This is a genomic window from Saccharothrix sp. S26, assembly GCF_021390395.1.
GTDB lineage: Bacteria > Actinomycetota > Actinomycetes > Mycobacteriales > Pseudonocardiaceae > Actinosynnema.
Genome location: NZ_JAJUWT010000002.1, coordinates 395656 through 411623, shown reverse-complemented (window position 1 = coordinate 411623; position 15968 = coordinate 395656). Strand labels below are relative to the sequence as shown.

Below are 15968 nucleotides of genomic sequence, written 5' to 3'. Positions count from 1 at the left end.
CGTCACCGCAGCACGCGGAACCGCACGTGCAGCACGTCGTCGGCCTCGGTGGCCTCGATCCGCTCCAGCTCGGTCGGCCGCAGCCCGTCCAGCAGCCGTGTGCCCGAGCCGAGCAGCACGGGCACCACCTGGAGCCGGATCTCGTCCACCAGCCCGGCCCGCAGCACGTGCTGCGCCGCCTCCGCCGACGCCATGACCAGCACGGACCGGTCCCCGGCGGCGGCACGGGCCTGCGCGACCGCGCTCTTGGGGCCGTCGGTGACGAACGTGAACGCCGCCGACTTCATCGCCAACGGCGGACGCTGCTCGTGGGTGAGCACGAAGCTCGGCACCGGGAACGGCGTGTCCTGCCAGTACCGCAGCCCCAGGTCGAACGTGCGCCTGCCCAGCACCACCGCGCCGACCGTCGCCGCGAACGCCGCGTCGCCGTCCGCGCCCTCGGCGAACAGCCAGTGGTGCAGCCGCTCGCCGCCCTCGCCCATCGGGTGCTCGTCACCCACGTTGGGCCCGGCGCTGTACCCGTCGAGCGACACCGACCCGTTCAGCACCACTTTCGTCACGACTGCCCTCCCGCGAACTCGGCGCGCACCCCCAGCAGGCGCACGGCACGTGCGTCGTCGAACCGGGCCAACGCGGCCACGGCCGCGGCCTCGATCGGCTCGGCGTCCGTCGTCGGCTCCGCGAGCGCCACGCCCCGCGTCGACGTGAAGAACGGCGCGAACCGCACCTTCACCACCACCCGGACAGCGGGCCGCCCCTCCGCCCGCACATCCTTCACCACCCGGCGCGCGAGCGACCGCACCTGCTCGCGGATCTCGTCCGGGTCGGTGAGGTCCTGCTGGAACGTCGTCTCCCGGCTGCGCGACTTCGCCACCCACGGCGTGGCCGCGACCTGCGTGTCGCCCGCCCCGAGCGCCAACCGCCGCAGGTGCGGTCCCATGGCCGGGCCGAACCGCGCGGCCAGCGCCTCGGGCTCGGCCCGTGCCAGCTCCTCGACCGTGCCGATGCCCAGCTCCGCGAGCTTGGCCGCGGTCCGCGACCCGATGCCCCACAGCGCGGTCACCGGCCGTGCGGCCATCACCTCCACCCAGTTGTCCCTGGTCAGCCGGTAGACCCCGGCGGGCTTGGCGAACCCGGTGGCGAGCTTGGCGCGCAGCTTGTTGTCGCCGATGCCGACCGAGCACTCCAGCCCCGTCCCGGCCTTGACCGCGCGCCGAACGGCGTCGGCCAGCGCTTCCGGGTCGTCGGTGCGCGCGCCCAGGAACGCCTCGTCCCAGCCGAGCACCTCGACCACCACGGGCAGCTCGCGCAGCACGTCCATCACGTGCGCCGACACCTCTTCGTAGGCGGGCGCGTCGGAGGGCAGGAACACCGCGTCCGGGCACTTCCTCTTCGCCAGCCGCAACGGCATCCCCGAGTGGACGCCGAACTCCCGCGCCTCGTAGGACGCCGTGGCCACCACAGCGCGCTGCGTCAGGTCGCCTGCCCCACCGACGACCACGGGCCTGCCGCGCAGCTCGGGCCTGCGCATCACCTCGACCGCCGCGATGAACTGGTCGAGGTCGACGTGCAGAACCCAGTCCTGTCCGGGCACACCGCCAGTATCGCCGTGGCAAGCTGTCGCCGTGCGACCGGAAGAACTGGCCCACCTGCGCCGGGCCCGCGACCTGATGGACCGCGAGTACGCCCGGCCGCTGGACGTGCCCGCCCTCGCGCGCGCCGCGCTCATGTCGCCGTCCCACTTCGCCCGGCAGTTCAAGCTGGCCTACGGCGAGACGCCGTACAACTACTTGATGACCAGGCGGGTGGAACGGGCCAAAGCCCTGTTGCGCCGGGGCGACCTCACCGTCACCGAGGTGTGCGTGGAGGTCGGGTGCACCTCGCTCGGCTCGTTCAGCACGCGGTTCACCGAACTGGTCGGCGAGCCGCCCAGCGCCTACCGGGCCCGCCGCCACGACGAGGTCACCGCCGTGCCCGCCTGCTGGTCCAAGATGGTCACCCGGCCGAGCAGATCTCGAGAAGCACGGGCGTGACCGGCGCGGTTACGTTGCCCGCCATGAAGATTTCGCACACGTTCCTCCAGGTCCGCGACCAGCAGGAAGCCCTGCTCTTCTACCGCGACGTGCTCGGTCTCGACGTGCGCACCGACGCCCCGGTCGAGCAGTACCGGTGGCTGTCGGTGGGCCCCGCCGACCAGCCCGACGTGGAGATCGTCCTGGAGGACCCCGGCATGGGTCGGCCCGCCGACGACGCGACCGCGATGCGGCAGCTGATGGCCAAGGGCTCGCTGGGCGCGGTCATCTTCCGGGTGGACGACTGCGACGCCACGTTCGAGCGGCTGCGCGCGGCGGGCGCGGAGGTCATGCAGGAACCGATGGACCAGGCCTACGGGGTGCGCGACTGCGCGTTCCGCGACCCGTCGGGCAACCACCTGCGTTTCTCCGCGCCGCTCGGGCACGGAAACCGCGCCGTTTCGCCGGCAGGTGGTTCGTGACACGATCAACAGGTGCCGACGAGCTCCCGCGATCGTGACGAGCAGGGTCGGGCCCGCAACGCGCGACCGCGTGACGGGCTCGGCCGGCCCCTGCCCTACGGGCTGCCCGGGGTCGAGCGCCAGCCGGAGGGCGTGCCCCGCACGCCCGAGGAGGCGCTGACCGAGGCGCAGCGCCTGCTGGACCTCGGCCGGCCGTTCCACGCGCACGAAGTGCTGGAGGACGCGTGGAAGGCCGCGCCCGAGGCGGAGCGGGAGCTGTGGCGCGGGCTGGCGCAGCTCGCGGTGGGCATGACCCACGCGGCGCGCGGCAACCAGGCGGGGGCCGCGGCGCTGCTGAGCCGGGGAGCCCGCAACATCTCCCCCTACCTCGACGACCCGCCGCACGGGGTGGACGTGGCGGGCCTGGTGGCCTGGGCCGCGTCCGGTGCGAGCGTGCCGCGCCTGACCGGGGATTCGTGACGGGCTGATCAGGCCCTATCGGGACGCGGTCGGGGACGTCGTCGGCACGGCGAACACGGCGGCCCGCGCGTTCTGCGACCGGCCGGGCTCCCACGAGATCGCGGTGCCCGACGCCCGGCCGTCGACCTGCTCGGGGCTCGAAGTTGGGCCGAACGCCCGCTTGGCGGCCGACGCGGTGGGGTAACTGGTGGTCACCCTTCCCCACCTGGAGGTTCTGCGTGTTCGCGATCATCGCCGCGGTCATCTTCGGCCTCGCCCTCCTGCTCGACCTGGCGAACGCCTCGCTGGGCTCCGTGCTGGACGGCGGGACGCTGCTCATGGCCGGCCTGCTCTGCGTGGCGTTGCACCTGGCCGGCGTCGGCGTCGGCGCCCGGGCGTTCAGCTTCCGCCGCCGCCGCTGAGGACGACGGCCCTCGCCCGGTGCGGGGGCCGTCCCGGATGGACAATCGGCGCGTGGACGTGTCCGCGCGCCGGTTGATCACCCGGCCGCCCGACGTGGTGGCGCGCTACGCCATGGACTGGCGGCACGACCACGAGTGGACGCGGGGCATCGAGCGGGCCGAGCTGAGCGCGCCCGCGCCCGGCGGCGGTTTCGGCGTGGGCGCGGAGGTCACGCGCACCGCGCGCTTCCTCGGCAAGCGCCTCGACTACGTGCTGCGCGTCGTGGCGCACGAGCCGCCGGCGCTGCTGGAGATGAAGTCGGTCGCCGGACCGTTCCCGATGCACGTCACCTACCGGTTCGACGCCGCGCACGCCGGCACGACGATGGCCTCCATCCGCGTCCGCGGCGACGCGGGCGGGCACTACCGGCCGGCCGGCCCGCTCCTGGCGCGGTTCGTGCGCGCCGCCCTCCGCAAGGACCTCCGCGACCTCGCCCGCCACGTGGGCTGACGGTCAGCCGCGGGGTGGCACCGACAGCAGGCACGCCACGCACGGCATGCCCTCCGGTTCGGGCAGCAGCTCCACCGCGCCCACGTCGATCCGCTCGCCGCACAGCGTCAGCAACGTCGACCGCGTCCCGTCCTCGGGCAACGCCGCCAGGTGGCAGCTGCGCTCCCACTCGCCCGCGAGCTCGGCCCGCTTGCGCACCAGCAGGACGGGTTCGGTGTGCTCGAGTGCCATGGCGAACGTCCTCTCCCCAGAGACCAGCAGTCTGGCACCGCTCCCAGACCCGCGCGACCGTCAGTTCGGTACTCCGCCGGCCCGGCGCGGATATGCTCCGGCCGTGATCAGGGTGCTGCGGGACTTCTCGACCGGTGTCGGACTGCTCGGCCAGGGCTTCTCGCTGGTGTTCCGGTCACCGAAACTGCTGCTCATCGGCGCGATCCCGGCGTTGCTCACGACCGTGCTGCTGATCGGCGGCGTGGTCGGGCTCGCGGTGTGGATCGACCAGATCGCCGCCTGGGTCACGCCGTTCGCCGACGACTGGAACGAGGGCCTGCGCGCGGCGACCCGGTTCGCCGCCGGGTTCTCGATCATCGGGGCGTTCGTCGCGATCGGACTGCTGCTGTTCACCGCGATCACGCTGATCATCGGCGGCCCGTTCTACGAGCACATCGCCGAGACCGTCGAGGACACCCACCTCGGCGGCGTGCCCGAGGCCGAGCAGGTGACGTGGCTGAGGTCGGCGATGGTCGGCGTGCGCGACGCCGTGCTGCTGGTCGGGATCGCGATCCTGTGCGCCATCCCGCTGTTCGCCGCCGGGTTCATCCCCGTCGTCGGCCAGACCGTGGTGCCGGTGGTCGCCGTGCTCGTCAACGCGACCCTGCTGGCGATCGAGCTGACCGCCATCCCGTTCACCCGGCGCGGCCTCAAGCTCGACGTGCGCCGCCGCACCCTGCGCGAGCGGCGCGCGGTCACGCTCGGCTTCGCCGTGCCGGTCTACCTGCTGTGCCTGATCCCGTTGGCGGCGCTGGTCGTCCTGCCGGCGGCGATGGCGGGCGGCACGGTCCTCGCGCACCGCCTGCTCCACGACCAGCTCAGGTGAACGGCACCCACGCCTGACGGGCCAGCCCGTCGATCCGGCTCACCTGCACGCCCACCGCCGACACCGTCCACAGGTCGTCCCCGACGACCACCGCGCGGCGGATGCCCGTGCCGTGGGACGAGCCGTCGTGCCGGACGGTGCCCAGCGCGGAGAACGCGCCGTCGCCCAGCCGCAGCACGAGCAGGCCGCCGGACACCACCGGCTCGCCCGTCCCCTGCTCGAGCACCGGCAGCACCACCAGGTCGCGCGCCGGCCAGTACAGGAACGCGTGCGGGTCGTACTCCACCTCCGAGCTCGCGCCGGGCAGGTGGTGGCCCGCGACCTTCCTCGGCGCGGCCGGGTCCGACACGTCGAACAACGACACCTGCGTGCCGGTGACCCGACCCTGCCCGGTGGCCTCCTGGCCCACGCCGATCAACTTCCCGTCACCGGCCGGGTGCAGGTACGCCGAGTACCCGGTGATCTTCAGCTCGCCGACCTCGCGCGGCTTGGCGGGGTCGGAGAGGTCCAGCGTGTAGAGCGGGTCGACCTGCCGGAACGTCACCACGTACCCGACCGGGCCGACGAACCGGACGCTGTAGATCCGCTCGCCCACGCCCAACCCGTCGAGCTTGCCCACCTCGACGAGCTTCGCGCCGTCGCGCCTGAGCACGGTGACCGCGCTGTGCGTCGCGGGCGCCTGCTCGGGGATGCCCGGCGCGTCCGCCGACGTCGTCGCCACCCGCAGGTGACCCTGGTGCTCGGACAGCGAGTACTGGTTGAGCAGCGTGCCCGCGACCGCCCCGGACGCCACGTGCCGGGGCGGGCCCGGCTGGGAGACGTCGAACTGGTGGATCGCGGTGCTCACGGGGGTGTCGGGCGCGAACCGCGTCGTCGGCCGCAGGTGGTGGTCGTCGGCCACGTACAGGGAGGTGCCCGTGCCGTAGACGGTGTCGCCGTCGGCCACGATCGTGACCGCGTCGCCGGTGCCGAGGTCGCCGGGGAAGTCGAACGTGAGCACCGACAGCATCGACGTGCCCGAGTGCCGCTCCGGGCGGCTGACCCGGTCGCACGCCACCAGCGCGCCCTCCGAACGGGAGCCGTCCGCCTCGGTCAGCTCGTAGCGCGGCAGCCACGACTCGATCGGCGCGGTGGCGGCGAGCTCCCGGTTCGCCGTCAGCGACTCGGCCTCGTCGCGACCGTCCATCGGGTACACCCACGGCAGCCGGGGCCCCGAGTGCACGACCACGCGCACCACGTCGCCGACCTGCCGCGCGTCGACGTACCGGCCGTCCACGGTGAGCGTGCCGAGGACGCGCGCCCCGCCGGACAGGTCGACCAGCGTCACCGACGAGTCCTCGGCGTGCGCCTCGGCCGGGCCGTCGATCGCGGTCCCCCACCCCGCCCGGCCGAACCCGCCTCCGACGACCAGCGCTCGGTCCCCGTGCAGCAGCAGTCGGGAGGCGTGGCCCGCGGGCACGTCCAGCGTGGCGGTGAGCTGCCGGGTGGCCACGTCCAGCACGCGCAGCTTGCCGTCGGCGACCGTCACGAGCCGCTTGCCGTCGGTCTTGACCAGGTCCGGTTCGTCCACGCCCGCCTCGTGCGCGTTCGTCGCGGAGTGCTCGGGCACGGCGGCCGAGTCGCTCTGCGCGGCCCCCTCCCGGCTCGCCCCCGCGATGTCCACATCGGCCTTGGTCCGGAACGTGGGACCGCCCAGCCCGTACGCGCCGACGTGCGGCAGGATCGCCTGCCGCAGGTCGGCCAGCGCGGTGTCGCACGTGTCGAACGCCACCAGGTCGACCGGCACCGCCTCGATGGGCGGCATCACCGGCCGGTCCCCCGCCTCCGTGGGCACGGCCGACGCCGCGCCCACCCCCACCACCAGCGCCGCGCCGCCGACCAGTGCCGCCCGCGTGCCCCAAGACCGTCGCCTCATGCCCCCAGGACGGGACGGGGCGGGCAAAGGGTTGCGCGGCCCGGCTCCGGGCGACGTGATTGAGTAGGGCCGGACCGATTTGCCCAACACCCCCGGTCCGGGGGTGCAGCGACACAGGAGAGTCACATGGCCCCGAGCAAGCCCGTGGTCGAGCCGTACGAGGGCGCACCGCCCGCCGACCTGGTGATCGAGGACATCACCGTCGGCGACGGGCCCGAGGCGGCCCCCGGTCAGCTCGTGCACGTCCACTACGTCGGTGTGGCGCACTCGACCGGCGAGCAGTTCGACGCCTCCTGGGACCGCGGCGAGGCGTTCAGCTTCCCGCTGGGCGGCGGTCGGGTCATCGCCGGCTGGGACCGCGGCGTCGCGGGCATGAAGGTCGGCGGCCGGCGCAAGCTCGTCATCCCGGCGCACCTGGGCTACGGCGACCGGGGCGCGGGCGGCGTGATCAAGGGCGGCGAGACGTTGATCTTCGTGGTGGACCTGCTCGGCGTGAACTGACGCGTCGGCACGGCCCGGTTCACGCCCCTGCTCCGTTCGGAGCATTCGACCCCGGGGCGGAACCGGGCCGTTCACCATTGCGTCATCCTGGGGGGACCAACTGCGAGGGGGAGAACGTCGTGCCCGAGGACATCGGCGCGTCCGAGCGGATGCTCAGCCAGTGGCAGCGGAGCATCGAGCAGAAGGCGGAGCGCTACCAGGAGATGGCCGCCCGGGTGCAGGGCATGACCATCTCCGAGGCGTCCCGCGACGGCTCCGTGCGCCTCACCATCGGCTCGAACGGCATCCTCACCCACCTGGAGATCGCCGAGTCCGCGCGGGACAAGCGGATGGCCGAGGTGTCGGCCGAGGTGATGCGGACGCTGCAACGCGCGCAGGCGCGCATCCCGGAGCTGCTCCAGCAGGCCATGGCCGAGACCATCGGCACGCAGGACGAGACGGCCAACGTGCTGTTCAACGAGGCCAAGCGCCACTTCCCCACCCCGCCGCACGAGGAGCCCGCGCCGCCGCCGGTGGGCCGTGAGATGCGGTTCGGCATCGAGGACGACGACACGCCCGCCCCGCCCGCCTCACGTCCCGGGCCGCCGCCCGCCCCGCCGACCCGCAGGCCGCCGCGCCGACCGGACGAGGACGACGACTTCGGCGGGCAGTCCTTCCTTTCCTAACCAGCTCTCCAGGGGGATCGCATGGCCGGTTTCGAGATCGTCGCCGACACGCTCGAGGCGCACAGCAAGCAGTTGGACGAGCTGGGCGCGCGGTTGCAGGGCGCGGTGGACGCGGCCAAGACCGTGAGCATGCCGACCGACGCCTACGGCATCATCTGCCAGCCGTTCCGGATGATGCTCGACCCGGTCGAGCAGTGGGGGCTGGACGCGTTGCAGGGCGCGGTGGAGGCGATGGACGCCGCCGGCAAGGCCGTGAAGAACACCGTCGACCAGTACCGGGAGATGGAAGAGGCGATCCGGGACAGCTTCCAGTCCGGTGGCTGACGGCCGCTGAGCGCGGTGCGGCCGGCTGACCCGCGGTCTCACCCAAGCGGACCACGCGGGTGTGTCGTGGCCGTTAAGATCGGCGCACCGTGCCGGGGGGAGCCGAAGGGGTGTTCGACGCATGAGCCAGCCAGCCACACCGCTGACCGAGCAGGAGCAGGACCAGCTCGTCAAGCAGATCGGCCGGGCCATGCTCCCCGCCCTGCCGCCCGGCTGGCGGCGGATCCGGGCCGAGTACCGGGCCGCGGGCAGGCACATCGAGGTCGACCTGGCGTTCGCGGGCCCCGACGGGCAGTGGCGGCCGGTGCGCCCGCCGATGGACGTGGTGCAGCTGTTCGGCCAGTTGCGGGCCGGGATGTACGAGCCCGTGCGCGGCACGTGGCTGAGCGCGGTGTACGAGATCGAGGCGCCGGCCGCGTTCTCGGTGGACTTCAACGCCGACGACGAGCCGCGCTGGCGCAACCCGCCGCCGGTGATCGGCTTCCAGGACGAGCTGCGCACGTTCCCCCGCCAGGACGACCGGATCCCGCCGTGGCTGCGCCGGCGCGTCGGCCTGCCGCCGCTGCCGGAGCCCGTGCCGTCCCCGGAGCAGGGCGGGCTGCGCACCGCGCACGTCTACGACGGCCGCGACGAGGCAGGCCGCCCCGTGGTGAACCGGCAGGTGATCGACCCGCAGTTGGCCGACGCGCTGCTGACCTACCTGGAGGGCGCGCCGGTCGTGCTGGCCGCCCGCAACCTCGACGTGGACGAGTTCGTGCCCGGCGAGCAGGACGTGCCGCTGAACTTCCGCACCGACGGCACCTGGATCTGGGCCGGCGCGGTGCCGCACTACCTGCGCAAGCACGGCCTGCCGCCCGAGCCGGACCTGGTCGCGCACATCGTGGACCGCGGCTTCCGACTGGGTGAGGTCGACGAGGCCACGCGCGAGCGCGCGGTCGCCCTGATCACCGGCAGCGCCTGACCCGACCCCCGACCGGGCGACCGCGCCCGCGCACTCGGATGAGGCCGAGGTCACCGTGCTCGACCTCGCTCGTTTACGTAGAGTCAATGAATGTGCGCACTCTGTCGACCTCTTCCGACGATCGGGTTACCTATGCGCACAGAAGCGCACGCTCGGGATACCCTGTGCGCATGAGTCCCGCGCTGGAGGCGGTGTTGGCCAAGGCAGGCTTGCAGGTCACCCCCGACGAGTTCCTGTCGCTGGTGGCCGACGCGGCGAAGAAGCTGGCACCACCGCACCCGGACCCGGGCAGCTACTTCCCACCCGACCAGCGCGACGCGCTGGAGGACGTGGGCCTCGACCTGAGCCCGCACCGCGTGACCGACGACCAGGGACGCGCGCGGACCGTGGTCGCGCACGCCGTGCTGCGCGACTCGGCGCTGACCGTGGCGGAAGCGGCGCGGCAGTTGGGCGTGGACACCAGCCGCATCCGGCACCGGCTCGGCGTCGGCCGCCTGGTCGGCTGGAAGGACCGGGGCAGTTGGCGGCTGCCCGCCTGGCAGTTCGCGGGCGGCGGGGTGCTGCCGGGCCTGGAGGCCGTGCTCGCGGCCGTGCCGCCGGACCAGCCCGCGCTCGTGGTCGCCGGGTTCATGACGACCGAGCAGCAGGACCTGGTGGTGGACGGCACGCCCACCACGCCGCGCGAGTGGCTGCTGGCAGGCGGCGAACCCCGCCGCGTGGCGGCGCTGGCCGAGCAGTTGGGCACACCCGCCTGACCCGGTCGCCGACCCCTGTCGCCGAGAACCTTGGACACGCATGTCACGGCTACCCCAGCCGCCCTCTCCCGCTGTGCTCCAGGCGAACCTGCGCCGCACCGAGGACGTCGTGGCGGTGCACCGCGCCACCCGGCTGGTGCGCGTCTTCGCCGCGAAGGGGCTGCACCCGCAGCGGTGGAACAGCTTCCGCTACACCGGACCGCTGCCGCACGCGCGGTTCGACACCCAGCCGCCCGGCCCGGACGGCTCGCCGACCCACGCCCACGACCAGGGGGTGCTGTACTTCGGCCTGACCGTGCGCACGTCGGTGGCCGAGGTGTTCCAGGCGACGTCGGTGGTGGACCGGCGGACCCGCAGCCCGTTCCTGGTGGTGCTGCGGCCGCGCCGGACGCTGCGGCTGCTCGACCTCACCGGCCTGTGGCCGACCCGCGCGGGCGCGTCGCAGGAGATCAGCACGGGGCCCAAGGTGCTCACGCAGCAGTGGGCGCGGGCGATCCGCGCGGCCTACCCCGAGCTGGACGGCCTGTGGTACCGCTCGTCGATGGACTCGGGCGACCCGGCGGTGTGCCTGTGGGATCCGCCGGCGGGCTCGGGCCTGCCCGCTTCGCCGGACGTGCTGCTGCCGTTGGAACATCCCGGCCTGGACCTGCCGCTGGCGCGGGTGTGCGAGGAGCTGAACTACACCCTGCTCGGCTGACCACGCCGGCGCGGGGAACCGAACCACACCAACCGAGCCCGACCACACCCGGCCCGACGCACGACACCGGCGCGAACCGGGCACGACCTACACCCAACCGGCTGACCACGCGAGCGCGAACCGAGCCCCACCACACCCCGCTCGGCTGACCACGCCGGCGCGAACCGAGCCCGACTACACCCTGCTCGGCGCACCGCGTCGGCGCGGTGCGGGCAGGAACCGGCCGTAGCGGACCTCGGGCAGTTCCTGGTCGCCCAGCTCGTAGCAGTGCACCAGCCCGTCGTGCCGCCAGCCGTGCGACTCGTAGAACCCGCGGCTGCGGGCGTTGTCCTGGAACACCCAGAGGACCGCGTACCGGAACCCCTGGTCCATCAGGTGGCGCAGGCCGGCCTCGTGCACCTCGTGGCCCGCGCCCTGACCTTGGTAGCGGGGGTCGGCGTAGATCGCCACCAGCTCGCCGGTGTGCAGGTCCGGGTGGGCGTCCCCGGACTCGCGGACCGCGTCGACCGCGCAGTACGCGCCGATCCGGCCGGTGCCCTCGTCGACCGCGACGAACACCCGGCTGGGTTCGGGCAGCCGCAGCACGCGCGCCCACGCGGGCAGCCTGCTCTCCGGCAGCATCCGGTCCAGCACCGGGTCGTCCACTATCCCGCGGTACGAGTGCTGCCACGCGTCCACGTTGATCCGGGCGATCTCGGGCGCGTCGTCGGGCCGTCCGGCCCGCACGGTCCACTGCATCCTTGAGAGCGTGCCGCAACCACCGGGCGATCCGCTAGCCATTCGACCAAGCCCGCCTCGGCGCGCCGGTGCACAGGTAGCCCGAGTACTGCTGGTTCTTCATCCGGAAGCGGGTCGGCCGGAACCGCGACGGGTCCAGGTCGTGGAACCGGGTGCGCACGACGTCGTCGTGCAACTGCTGGGAGATGACCAGCACCAGGTCGTCCTCGGCGCCGGCCAGCGCGTCGCGCACCACCTTGGCGTCGAGCAGCCGGCAGGTCACGATCGGGGCGTCGCCGACCAGGCCGAACGCGCCCGCGGTGAGCGGGCCGCAGTGCATGGCCACGCGCATCCGCAGCGGCGTGCCCGCGCGGCGCAGGTCGGCCAACGCCTCGACCAGCTGCTCGGTGAAGTGGGCGACCACCCACGCGGCGTCGGCGTCGGTCGGCAGCACGGCGAGTTCGCCGTCACCGCGCACCTGCCGGTACCACTGGTCGCGGTCCAGCCCGGCCTTGCGGGCGGCCACGTCCAGGACGTCGCTCAGCCGCGACTGCACCAGGGACTGGTCCAGCGCGTCGAGCTTGCTGTAGCCCTCGACGTCCACGGCCACCACGAGGCGGTAGACCAGGCCGCGGAGGGGCGTCACCATTTCCAGCGTCACACCAGGAGCATCGCGTTCGTCCGCGTTCGGGAGTAGGGCGGCCGTGGGGTTTCCCGTTTCACAGCTCGGCGATCGTCCGCAGCACGTCCCGATCCACGATCGTGGTCGCCCGGTACCCCATGGTGAGGACACCGCGATCGCGCAGCGCGCGGAACTCCCGGCGCGCGGTGTCCTCCTCCACGCCGACGAGCGACCCGATCTCGCCCTGGGTCAGGTTGAGTTTCAACGCGATGCCGTCGGACCCCTGGTGGCCGTAGGCGTCGGTGAGGTAGACCAGCACGCGGGCCAGCCGCACGGACGCCGGGTAGCCGTTGAAGTCCATGCGCCGCTGCTCGCCCCACCTCAGCGTGCGCAGGATCATCTTGTCCAGGTCGAAGTGGGCCGCCGGGTCCCGGGTGAGGTAGTCGGTGAACTGCGCCGCGCTGATCACCCGCGCGCGGGTGTCGAGGCACGCGGTCACCGTCGCCGAGCGCGGCTTGCCGGTCAGGAACGCCATCTCGCCGACCACGTCGCCGCCGACCTTGACGTTGAGCAGCGCGACCCGCCCGTTCTCCAGCGTCACCGTGGCCTTGACCAGCCCGTGCAGCAACAGGATCACGTGGTCGGACCGCTCGGACTCGCGCACCAGCGCCTCGCCGCGCCGGAACACCTTCGGCACCCCCATCTGGAGCAGCGCCGCGCGTCCGGCGGCGGACACCGCCTCCAGGTACGTGCCGGTGGGCCAGGCTGATGGGATCGCCATCTCGTTCGACCTCCTCCGCGAGGGACCAGTGTGCCGCTCGCGGAGGAGGGAGAGCCGAAGCGCGCCCGGTTTCAGGCCAAGTGGCGCGCCCACCAGTCCAGCACGGCCTGGAACCGCTGCGCCCGGTGGCGGGGTTTGCCCGAACGGGTCAGCTCGTGGCCCTCGCCGGGGAACAGCAGCATCTCGGCCTCGACGCCGTTGCGGCGCAGCGCGACGTACATCCGCTGCGCCTGCTCCAGCGGGCAGCGCCAGTCGTGCTCGGAGTGCACCACCATGAACGGCATGGTGATCTTCTCGGCGTAGGTCAGCGGGCTCATCGAGCGCTGCGCCTCCAGCCCCGGCCCGCAGTAGGCGTCGGTGAAGAACCAGCCGATGTCCGACGACCCGGCGAACGAGTCCCACGCGTTGACGGCGCGCTCGCTCCACGCGGCGCGGAAGCGCTCGCCGTGGTGCGCGGCCAGCCAGGAGGTCATGAAGCCGCCGTAGGAGCCGCCCATCACGCCCACGCGGTCGGCGTCGAGCTCGGGCCGCTCCAGCGCGACGTCCAGCACGGCGAGGATGTCGTCCACGTCGACCGTGCCGAAGCCGCCGATCACGGCCTGGCCGTGCGCTTGGCCGTACCCGGCGGACCCGCGCGGGTTGGGCAGCACGACCGCGTAACCGGCCGCGGCGTAGACCTGGGCCTCGTCGAAGAAGCCCCAGCCGTGGTACATGAACGGCCCGCCGTGCACGGCCAGCAGCACCGGGTGCGGGCCCTCGCCCTCGGGCAGCACGAGCCAGCCGTGCACCGGGTAGCCGTCCGGGGCCGTGCCGGTCAGCTCCACCGACGGCCGCAGCGGCACGGTCGAGCCGAAGTCGGTCAGCGTGCCGCCGCCGACCAGCTCCACCTCGCCGGGGTTGTCCGAGGTGGACACCACGGCCACGACCCGGTCGCCGTCGGCGGCGAACGACTTCACCTCGGCCCGCTCGCCCGCGAGCAGCTCCAGGTCGTCCAGCACGGCGTCGTCGGCGTCGAGCGGCACGCGGCGCAGCTCGACCGCGCCCCGGTGGCGCACCGCCACGAGCACGCCCGCGTCGGTCACCACCGGCGGGCCGGCGGCCTTCTCGCAGTCGACGGTCTCGGTGTCGGTGAGCCGCACGAGCCCGGCGCCGTCGAACCGCCACAGGCTCGTGTTGCGCGCGACGGGCGACGTGCCGGGCGCGTGCTCGGGCGAGTAGAACAGCACGCCGCCGCCGGGCAGCGCGACCGGGAGCATGGCCGCGCCGGGTGCGGCCACGACCAGCTCGGGCTCGCCGCCGGCGGCGGGCACGCGGTAGACGTCGTTGTGGAACGCCTCGGCCGCGCCGAGGTCGCGTTCGGCCAGGAACAGCACGGCCTCGCCGTCGGCGGTCCAGGCCGGGTCCGCGACGGAGAACGTGCCGTCGGTCAGCTCGACCGGCTCGGCCCCGGGCTCCAGGGCGTCGACGGTGAACAACCGGGCGTGCCGGTCGGCGGTGAACCCGAGGTCGTCGATCCGGTAGTCCAGCCGCGTGATGTGCCGCGGCGCCTCGGCGTCCGGCGTCGGTGCTTCCCCGCCCTCGACGAGCGGCGCGCCGTAGCGGCCGGGTTCGGCGACCCGCGAGGTGAACGCGATCCGGCGTGAGTCCGGCGCCCACACCGGCGTGCCCGCGCCGAGCCGCAGGTCGGTGAGCGCCCGCGCCTCGCCGCCGTCGGACGGCATCACGTGCAGCTGCGGTGCCTTGCCGCGCTCGGTGACGCGCAGGAACGCGACCCAGCGGCCGTCCGGGGAGATCCGGGGTGCCAGGTCGCGTTCCGCCCACGTCCACCGGCTCGTCCCGCCGCCGTCCAGGGCGACGCGGTGCAGCCCACCCCGGTAGGCGTTCGCGGCGACGTCGGGGGTGGTGACGTTCACCAGGACGAGGTCCCCTCGCACCGACACGGAGCCGGGCTGGGTCAACGACTGCAAGTCATCGGGGCGCACGCCTCAGCACGTTACCCCAACGATCCTTAGCAAGGCTCACGAGCTTTTGACGCTCACAGATGGTCACCGGGGGCGGCGACCTGCTTGACCGCCTCGGGGTGGCGACGCACCTTGACCAGGCTGGCGATCGTGGTGATGGCCAGCACGCCCACGATCACCGACAGCGACACCTCGATGCCGATCGTCGGCACGTGCAGCGGCTCACCGCCGTTGAGGAACGGCAGCGAGTTGGTGTGCAGCGCCTCCAGGATCAGCTTCACGCCGATGAAGCCGAGGATCACCGACAGGCCGATCGACAGGTACACCAGCTTGTTCAGCAGGCCGCCGAGCAGGAAGTACAGCTGCCGCAGGCCCATCAGCGCGAACGCGTTCGCGGTGAAGACCAGGAACGGCTCCTTGGTCAGGCCGAAGATCGCCGGGATGGAGTCGAGCGCGAACAGCAGGTCCGTGGTGCCGATGGCGACGATGACGATGAACATCGGCGTGACGAACCGCTTGCCGTCGATCTTCACGAACGACCGGCCGTCGCGGTAGCCGTCGGTCACCGGGTACACCTTGCGCACGAAACGCAGGGCGACGTTCTCCTTGTACTCCTCTTCCTCCTCGTTGTGGTCGGTGCGCGCCAGCTTGTAGCCGGTGTAGATGAGGAACGCGCCGAAGAGGTAGAAGACCCAGCTGAACTGCGCGATGACCGCCGCGCCGACGGCGATGAAGATGCCGCGCATGACCAGCGCCATCAGGATGCCGATCAGCAGCACCTTGTGCTGGTGGATCGCGGGCACCTTGAAGGTGGTCATGATGATCAGGAAGATGAACAGGTTGTCGACGCTCAGCGAGTACTCGGTGATGTACCCGGCGAAGAACTCGCCCGCGTAGACACCGCCCGAGAACATCCAGATGCCGATGCCGAACAGGATCGCGACAGCCACGTAGAAGGTGACCCACCGGGCGGCTTCGCCGATGGTGACCTCGTGCGGTTTGCGGTCGACGATGAAGAGGTCGATGGCCAACAGGACCATCAGGCCGGCGATCGTGGCGAACCACAGCCACACGGGGACAGACATTGATTAACCCTCCGGTGCATCGCGCGCACGCCAATGACCGGAGG

22 protein-coding genes are annotated in these 15968 nt (G+C 72.9%); 12 read left to right on the top strand and 10 right to left on the bottom strand.

The genetic code is table 11. The features are described from left to right. Nucleotides 1-2 precede the first annotated feature (2 nt). Together LZG04_RS04455 and LZG04_RS04450 are read right to left on the bottom strand one after the other, a co-directional pair. Entirely contained in the window at nt 3-560 is a 558-nt protein-coding gene (locus LZG04_RS04455; protein ID WP_233813363.1) for a dihydrofolate reductase family protein, read from the bottom strand. Further along, nucleotides 557-1594 (bottom strand): DNA polymerase IV, encoded by a 1038-nt coding sequence (locus LZG04_RS04450; RefSeq protein WP_233813361.1) that lies wholly within the window; start codon nt 1592-1594, stop codon nt 557-559. Before LZG04_RS04450 ends, LZG04_RS04455 begins: the two co-directional genes overlap by 4 nt. 31 nt (nt 1595-1625) lie before the next feature. On the opposite strand from LZG04_RS04450, the gene LZG04_RS04445 reads away from it, so the two are divergent. From LZG04_RS04445 to LZG04_RS04435, 3 genes are read left to right on the top strand one after another with little or no spacing between them, the layout of a single operon-like run. Next, nucleotides 1626-2033, top strand: coding sequence for a helix-turn-helix domain-containing protein (locus LZG04_RS04445; RefSeq protein ID WP_233813359.1), 408 nt, complete (start codon nt 1626-1628; stop codon nt 2031-2033). Between the two features lie 23 nt (nt 2034-2056). Beyond that, on the top strand, nt 2057-2494 hold the full coding sequence (locus tag LZG04_RS04440) for a VOC family protein (RefSeq protein ID WP_233813357.1): 438 nt from the start codon (nt 2057-2059) through the stop codon (nt 2492-2494). Between the two features lie 12 nt (nt 2495-2506). Next, complete coding sequence (locus LZG04_RS04435) at nt 2507-2953, top strand: DUF309 domain-containing protein (RefSeq protein WP_233813355.1); 447 nt, start codon at nt 2507-2509, stop codon at nt 2951-2953. A gap of 15 nt (nt 2954-2968) precedes the next feature. Here the strand turns inward: LZG04_RS04435 and LZG04_RS04430 are convergent, their stop codons facing one another. Beyond that, complete coding sequence (locus tag LZG04_RS04430; protein ID WP_233813353.1) at nt 2969-3148, bottom strand: hypothetical protein; 180 nt, start codon at nt 3146-3148, stop codon at nt 2969-2971. A 23-nt stretch (nt 3149-3171) separates the two neighbouring features. On the opposite strand from LZG04_RS04430, the gene LZG04_RS04425 reads away from it, so the two are divergent. Together LZG04_RS04425 and LZG04_RS04420 are read left to right on the top strand one after the other, a co-directional pair. Then, nucleotides 3172-3354 carry a hypothetical protein gene (locus LZG04_RS04425; protein WP_233813351.1) on the top strand — a complete coding sequence of 61 codons (183 nt, stop codon included), beginning with the start codon at nt 3172-3174 and terminating at the stop codon, nt 3352-3354. A gap of 52 nt (nt 3355-3406) precedes the next feature. Then, complete coding sequence (locus LZG04_RS04420) at nt 3407-3844, top strand: SRPBCC family protein (RefSeq protein WP_233813349.1); 438 nt, start codon at nt 3407-3409, stop codon at nt 3842-3844. A gap of 3 nt (nt 3845-3847) precedes the next feature. On the opposite strand, the gene LZG04_RS04415 is transcribed toward LZG04_RS04420, so the two are convergent. Further along, entirely contained in the window at nt 3848-4075 is a 228-nt protein-coding gene (locus LZG04_RS04415) for a hypothetical protein (RefSeq protein WP_233813347.1), read from the bottom strand. A gap of 112 nt (nt 4076-4187) precedes the next feature. On the opposite strand from LZG04_RS04415, the gene LZG04_RS04410 reads away from it, so the two are divergent. Further along, on the top strand, nt 4188-4940 hold the full coding sequence (locus tag LZG04_RS04410) for an EI24 domain-containing protein (RefSeq protein ID WP_233813531.1): 753 nt from the start codon (nt 4188-4190) through the stop codon (nt 4938-4940). Here the strand turns inward: LZG04_RS04410 and LZG04_RS04405 are convergent. Continuing rightward, on the bottom strand, nt 4933-6855 hold the full coding sequence (locus LZG04_RS04405) for a beta-propeller domain-containing protein (RefSeq protein WP_233813345.1): 1923 nt from the start codon (nt 6853-6855) through the stop codon (nt 4933-4935). The genes LZG04_RS04410 and LZG04_RS04405 overlap by 8 nt on opposite strands. 126 nt (nt 6856-6981) lie before the next feature. On the opposite strand from LZG04_RS04405, the gene LZG04_RS04400 reads away from it, so the two are divergent. The 6 genes from LZG04_RS04400 (at nt 6982) to LZG04_RS04375 (ending at nt 10758) form a co-directional block, all read left to right on the top strand. After that, on the top strand, nt 6982-7356 hold the full coding sequence (locus LZG04_RS04400; RefSeq protein WP_141981825.1) for an FKBP-type peptidyl-prolyl cis-trans isomerase: 375 nt from the start codon (nt 6982-6984) through the stop codon (nt 7354-7356). A 119-nt stretch (nt 7357-7475) separates the two neighbouring features. Next, nucleotides 7476-8021 carry a YbaB/EbfC family nucleoid-associated protein gene (locus LZG04_RS04395; RefSeq protein WP_233813343.1) on the top strand — a complete coding sequence of 182 codons (546 nt, stop codon included), beginning with the start codon at nt 7476-7478 and terminating at the stop codon, nt 8019-8021. 21 nt (nt 8022-8042) lie between these two features. Then, nucleotides 8043-8345 (top strand): type VII secretion target, encoded by a 303-nt coding sequence (locus LZG04_RS04390; protein ID WP_233813341.1) that lies wholly within the window; start codon nt 8043-8045, stop codon nt 8343-8345. A 121-nt stretch (nt 8346-8466) separates the two neighbouring features. Next, complete coding sequence (locus tag LZG04_RS04385) at nt 8467-9306, top strand: hypothetical protein (RefSeq protein WP_233813339.1); 840 nt, start codon at nt 8467-8469, stop codon at nt 9304-9306. A 170-nt stretch (nt 9307-9476) separates the two neighbouring features. Next, entirely contained in the window at nt 9477-10061 is a 585-nt protein-coding gene (locus LZG04_RS04380) for a DNA-binding protein (RefSeq protein ID WP_233813337.1), read from the top strand. A 40-nt stretch (nt 10062-10101) separates the two neighbouring features. Further along, a complete protein-coding gene (locus LZG04_RS04375; protein WP_233813335.1) occupies nt 10102-10758 on the top strand; it encodes an RES family NAD+ phosphorylase in 657 nt (218 codons plus the stop codon). Nucleotides 10759-10932: 174 nt separating this feature from the next. Here LZG04_RS04375 and LZG04_RS04370 read toward each other — a convergent pair whose 3' ends face one another. From LZG04_RS04370 to LZG04_RS04350, 5 genes are all read right to left on the bottom strand, one after another. After that, nucleotides 10933-11496, bottom strand: a complete 564-nt coding sequence (locus LZG04_RS04370; RefSeq protein ID WP_233813333.1) for a GNAT family N-acetyltransferase — start codon at nt 11494-11496, stop codon at nt 10933-10935. A gap of 34 nt (nt 11497-11530) precedes the next feature. Continuing rightward, nucleotides 11531-12136 (bottom strand): hypothetical protein, encoded by a 606-nt coding sequence (locus tag LZG04_RS04365; protein ID WP_233813330.1) that lies wholly within the window; start codon nt 12134-12136, stop codon nt 11531-11533. Nucleotides 12137-12194: 58 nt separating this feature from the next. Then, nucleotides 12195-12878: a Crp/Fnr family transcriptional regulator gene (locus LZG04_RS04360; protein ID WP_233813328.1), complete on the bottom strand. Its 684-nt coding sequence runs from the start codon at nt 12876-12878 to the stop codon at nt 12195-12197. A 71-nt stretch (nt 12879-12949) separates the two neighbouring features. Beyond that, nucleotides 12950-14860 (bottom strand): S9 family peptidase, encoded by a 1911-nt coding sequence (locus LZG04_RS04355; RefSeq protein ID WP_233813326.1) that lies wholly within the window; start codon nt 14858-14860, stop codon nt 12950-12952. Nucleotides 14861-14913: 53 nt separating this feature from the next. Further along, a complete protein-coding gene (locus LZG04_RS04350) occupies nt 14914-15924 on the bottom strand; it encodes a TerC family protein (protein WP_233813324.1) in 1011 nt (336 codons plus the stop codon). Nucleotides 15925-15968 lie beyond the last annotated feature (44 nt).

Coding starts and splice junctions, on each gene's coding strand:
- LZG04_RS04440 (WP_233813357.1), top strand. CDS start 2,057: ATGAAGATTTCGCACACGTTCCTCCAGGTCCGCGACCAGCAGGAAGCC.
- LZG04_RS04415 (WP_233813347.1), bottom strand. CDS start 4,075: ATGGCACTCGAGCACACCGAACCCGTCCTGCTGGTGCGCAAGCGGGCC.
- LZG04_RS04405 (WP_233813345.1), bottom strand. CDS start 6,855: ATGAGGCGACGGTCTTGGGGCACGCGGGCGGCACTGGTCGGCGGCGCG.
- LZG04_RS04400 (WP_141981825.1), top strand. CDS start 6,982: ATGGCCCCGAGCAAGCCCGTGGTCGAGCCGTACGAGGGCGCACCGCCC.
- LZG04_RS04390 (WP_233813341.1), top strand. CDS start 8,043: ATGGCCGGTTTCGAGATCGTCGCCGACACGCTCGAGGCGCACAGCAAG.
- LZG04_RS04385 (WP_233813339.1), top strand. CDS start 8,467: ATGAGCCAGCCAGCCACACCGCTGACCGAGCAGGAGCAGGACCAGCTC.
- LZG04_RS04380 (WP_233813337.1), top strand. CDS start 9,477: ATGAGTCCCGCGCTGGAGGCGGTGTTGGCCAAGGCAGGCTTGCAGGTC.
- LZG04_RS04375 (WP_233813335.1), top strand. CDS start 10,102: ATGTCACGGCTACCCCAGCCGCCCTCTCCCGCTGTGCTCCAGGCGAAC.
- LZG04_RS04370 (WP_233813333.1), bottom strand. CDS start 11,496: ATGCAGTGGACCGTGCGGGCCGGACGGCCCGACGACGCGCCCGAGATC.
- LZG04_RS04360 (WP_233813328.1), bottom strand. CDS start 12,878: ATGGCGATCCCATCAGCCTGGCCCACCGGCACGTACCTGGAGGCGGTG.
- LZG04_RS04350 (WP_233813324.1), bottom strand. CDS start 15,924: ATGTCTGTCCCCGTGTGGCTGTGGTTCGCCACGATCGCCGGCCTGATG.